Source organism: uncultured Campylobacter sp., from assembly GCF_937973075.1.
In the GTDB taxonomy this organism is placed as follows: Bacteria; Campylobacterota; Campylobacteria; order Campylobacterales; family Campylobacteraceae; genus Campylobacter_B.
In genome coordinates this window covers 1-3,916 of record NZ_CALBWL010000008.1, presented here as the reverse complement: position 1 = coordinate 3,916, position 3,916 = coordinate 1, and the positions used below count along the sequence as shown (strand labels likewise).

Annotated in this window: 3 protein-coding genes and 1 pseudogene; 2 read left to right on the top strand and 2 right to left on the bottom strand. The window is 47.4% G+C overall.

Annotated elements, in window-relative coordinates; genetic code table 11:
- The first annotated feature begins 294 nt into the window (after positions 1-294).
- The gene (locus tag Q0274_RS00845) at positions 295-462 is read left to right on the top strand and encodes a hypothetical protein (RefSeq protein ID WP_298026735.1); all 168 of its coding nucleotides are present in this window, start codon (positions 295-297) and stop codon (positions 460-462) included.
- 835 nt (positions 463-1,297) lie between these two features.
- On the opposite strand, the pseudogene Q0274_RS11070 reads toward Q0274_RS00845, so the two are convergent.
- Positions 1,298-1,444, bottom strand: a pseudogene (locus tag Q0274_RS11070) (LysE family translocator); the annotation flags it as partial.
- Between the two features lie 177 nt (positions 1,445-1,621).
- Entirely contained in the window at positions 1,622-2,491 is an 870-nt protein-coding gene (locus tag Q0274_RS00835) for a cupin domain-containing protein (protein WP_298026730.1), read from the bottom strand.
- 364 nt (positions 2,492-2,855) lie between these two features.
- Between Q0274_RS00835 and Q0274_RS00830 the strand changes: the two genes are divergently transcribed.
- On the top strand, positions 2,856-3,599 hold the full coding sequence (locus Q0274_RS00830) for a DUF4272 domain-containing protein (protein WP_298026728.1): 744 nt from the start codon (positions 2,856-2,858) through the stop codon (positions 3,597-3,599).
- Positions 3,600-3,916: the final 317 nt, after the last annotated feature.

The window sequence follows — 3,916 nt, the reverse complement described above, 5'->3', positions numbered from 1 at the left end:
ACTAAAGATGAATTATAAACAAAAGGTTAAGTTGATCGAGCCGGGCAGCTCGTTTAAGTATTGATTACGCCCGCTCAAATTTAACTGAGAGGCGCACCCTATGGCACCGTTCGTTTGAATGCGCAAATCGGTTAAATTTTAATTGCGGCGCTCGGCTAAATACGGGCGCTGCTTTTAAATTTACGCGGCAAAGCGCGTTTTGCTTATGTGGACGCGCGATCAAAATATAAGTATCGATTTAAAGCGGCGCGCGATCGCCGAAGCCATAAAAAGTAAAATTTAAAACGCAGATAAATGCCCCGCGTCCGCCTTCTTATGCCGCTCGGCGATTTTATCTCATACATAGCGGATATCCTTGCCGGCTGCAGCGGGACGGTATATTTGCAAAAAGAAAGAGGCAGCACTTATGGTACCGCGCTTATGATGCCGCCAAAGCAGGTTCGAGTAACTGCCGAAACTTAACCGACCTGAAGCAAAGCTTAAAATTTTTTATTTCGCTGGAATCGCCGCAAGAGCCCGAATTGCCTGCAAAGGTATTTTACGACGATATGTATCGAAGCATCATAGAAGGCACGGGCGAGCAGAGACGCAAGAAGCTATAGAGATGATCGCGCTGCGACTCGTCGCAAAAAATCCGGGCGCGGCTACTTGGGAAAATTTTCTCCGGAAATAAACTCAAAAACGACGAAGCGATCGGTCGCGGGCTTAGCTGCGGCGCTTCTTTTTACAAAGATTATTTTTACGCGAAGCGCTGCATGGACGGTAAAATTTTGAAATTTGATATGAACAACGACAAACTGCCGAATATTACGACGCCGTAAACGGGCGGCATCGATAGCGCGAGCAAAAGGCGGCGCTTACGCAAAAAAGCGCTGCTTGAATCACGCGCGCTTTTAGAATTTAATCGTTTTCCCGCCTAAACGGCTTGGTTATGCAAGAAAAAGCGGCATTACTCGCGCAAGGGCGTCCATGTAAGCAAAAAAGTCGCCCCGCCGCATCGTAAGCCGCACGATCTCAAAGCCGCCTTCGCCGCCGCTAGTTTGCGCCGCTTCGCAGACGGCTCGCAAAGGGCTATAAATTTAAAACGCCTGCAAATTTAAGCGTTTAGCCACTATGAACGAGATCCACTCAGACGCCACATTAGGCTTCATTGCAGGCGCAAATTTAAACGGCATGGCACAAGCAAATTAAATATAGCTAACCTTATAATGATCGCAGCTAGGCTTACGCTCCTCGCATTTAGCATCGCTTTTACCGATCGCAAGCGAGCAAAGCGGCGAGTATCCCTCGGGGATGCCCGCGCGTAGCCAAGGCTCATGCCTATGCTCATCGCGTAGGTCATGTTGATGCCGGGCATCAAGCTGATGGGGAAAAGCGTGGCGAGGAAAAGCAGGTAGTTCATGAGCGGCCTTGAATTTTTGGCAAATGGTAAATCAAATTTAATAAATTTAAGATAAAATAAGGCTAATATAGTGATAAATTAACAATGCAAAGCTACAAAATACACCTAAAACATATCTTATAAGTATAGAGAGTGTTTTACAACAGCTCCTAAAACATAAAATTTAATTTAGTGCATCTTATAGCCAAATTTAACCTCATTCAAAAACAAATTTATAACCTAATACCTGCCGTCGATGTAGATTATCTCGGCGTAGCCCGGATACATCCTGATATTGTGCGGTACGCCTTCCGGGATATAGTATTTATCGCCCGCTTTTAGCCGTCTCGTCTCGCCGAATATCGTAAAGTCGCACTCGCCGCGTATGACGTTGCTCCACTGATTCATATGCGCGTGCGGCGGGTAGTCGATGTCCGCGCAGACCTCTAAAAACCAAATTTCGTTTTTCTCGTTGATTTGCTTGTAGATATAAAGTCCGTCTATGCCGTAGTTTTCAAACGGCAGTTTCTTTATGATATCTGGAAATGCGCTATTTTTATTCTGGCTAAGTAGCTTTTTCACGCACGCTTTTATCTGCTCAAAGCTAGCCGTCGGCTCAAATCTCGCGACGACTTCGCCGTTTTTATCCACTAAAAATTTAGTGAAATTCCACTTCACGCCGTCTCCTTCGAGGATTTCTGGGAAGTTATTTTTTAGCGACTCTTCTAGCTTCGCGCTTAGCGGATGGGCCGCGTCAAAGCCCTTAAATCCTTGCTTTGAGGTTAGAAATTTAAACAGCGGGTCTGCGTTTTCGCCGCGCACGTCGCCTTTTTTAAACAACTCAAACGTAACGCCGAAATTTAACTTGCAGTTTTGCGCTATCGTCTCGTCGTCGTCGGGCTCTTGATGAGCGAAATTATCGCTAGGAAAGCCGAGCACGCAAAGCCCCGCGTCCTTAAACTCGCGGTTTAGCGCCTCAAGCTCCTCGTATTGATTCGTAAAACCGCATTTGCTAGCCGTGTTTGCGATGAGCAGCACCTTGCCGTAATACTCGCACATGCACTTGCTCTCGCCCCTGCCCGTCGTAACCGAAATGTCGTAAATTTGCATTTTTATCCTTTGTGGCATTTCGCCTTAAAATTTTGGATGGATTTTAGCGAGCTAATGTGTTCTTAGTGTGTTCTTTTGTGATTTTAAAAATTTATCTGCCGTCCCATTCGCCGCTCCTACATAAATTTGCCGAATTTTACCATAATTCGTCCGCCTCCTTGCGACACGAACGATCCTTTTTGATCGGCTCATTGCGGACACGGACGAGCCTGCGCGGCGTCGCATAAATTCGTAGCGCAGCGTAAAATTTCCGTCCGATTTGCAAAGCTCGGTTTGAACTTAAATTTAAAAATCCGCATCGCCGTCGTAAGCTGAAATTTTGCGCGATTGTTTTAAAATACGTTTAAAATTTTAAGGAGAGCTCATGGCATTTTCAGATTTTTTCAAAAAAGGCGGCAAAAATAGCGCAAACGCCGTAAAGATCGGCAAGACCGCGCAGGAGCGCAAGGATATAAGCATCGAAATTTTAAAATCGCAGGGCGTGCCGTATATAGATCATTTGCCGCTACGGTACGAGACGGACGAGGTTTCCCCGCGCGAAAAGGACGAGGTCATCGCCCGCGCGATCTGTTCTTACGCCGCGATAATGTGCGCTTGCTCGATCAGAGACGAGGGCAAGCTCGCGGATGAGGGTAAGCGGGGCGCGCAGGGTTTTCTAGATAACCGCTACGGCTGCATAGACAAGCTCACGCGCATGGAGCGCCGCGTCGTGCAGGGCGAGGCAAGCCGCGACGAGGCCGTAAATATGGGCTGGAAATACGAGTCGCTGTGGGCACTGATGTGGGCGATGGGGCTCGTGGAGGAGCTTAGCTTTCCGAGCGAGATCTGCGACTGCGCCTTTGTGATGGACACCTTTAGCGGCGGCGATTTTTCTGCGCACGTGAAGCTGCGCGGCACGGATGAAATCCTGCAGGCGCTCGATCTCATCTATCGCTACCACTGGGCGTGCGTCAATGCCCGCGTGCACGGCTCAGACTGCGCGGGGCTCGACGAAGAGATCGTGATGGAGAGGCGCGGCGGGCTAGAGTGGCTGTGCTGCAAGGGGGACGAAAATGATAATCTGACGGATGAATATAATGCGTGGGATTATCCGGACTTGAATACCTAGCGGCGTGTCTTTTTCTCTTTGCTATACGTCGTTGTGTCTAAAATTTGCTGGTTGCATATTTACATACACGCTCCACCCGTAAATTTTCATCCGCGCCTTGTTTAGCTCCGCGGCACCGCCGCTTATACTCCTTCTTTGTACTCAAATTTAGAAACTATTTTTGCATCGTCGTACCCATAACTGCAAGCATAAGATTGGAATTTAAATTTGGCTCAAGATAAGTTAAAAACTTTCAAAGGAGTTTTTAACTATGATCCTGCCGATGAAAAACAAGTATATAATTCGTTCCCGAATTTCGGAAAAGAAATTTAGAGAAA

Excerpts from the sequence above, each read along its gene's own strand:
- Q0274_RS00845 (WP_298026735.1), top strand. The coding sequence starts at position 295 with ATGCCCCGCGTCCGCCTTCTTATGCCGCTCGGCGATTTTATCTCATAC.
- Q0274_RS00835 (WP_298026730.1), bottom strand. The coding sequence starts at position 2,491 with ATGCAAATTTACGACATTTCGGTTACGACGGGCAGGGGCGAGAGCAAG.
- Q0274_RS00830 (WP_298026728.1), top strand. The coding sequence starts at position 2,856 with ATGGCATTTTCAGATTTTTTCAAAAAAGGCGGCAAAAATAGCGCAAAC.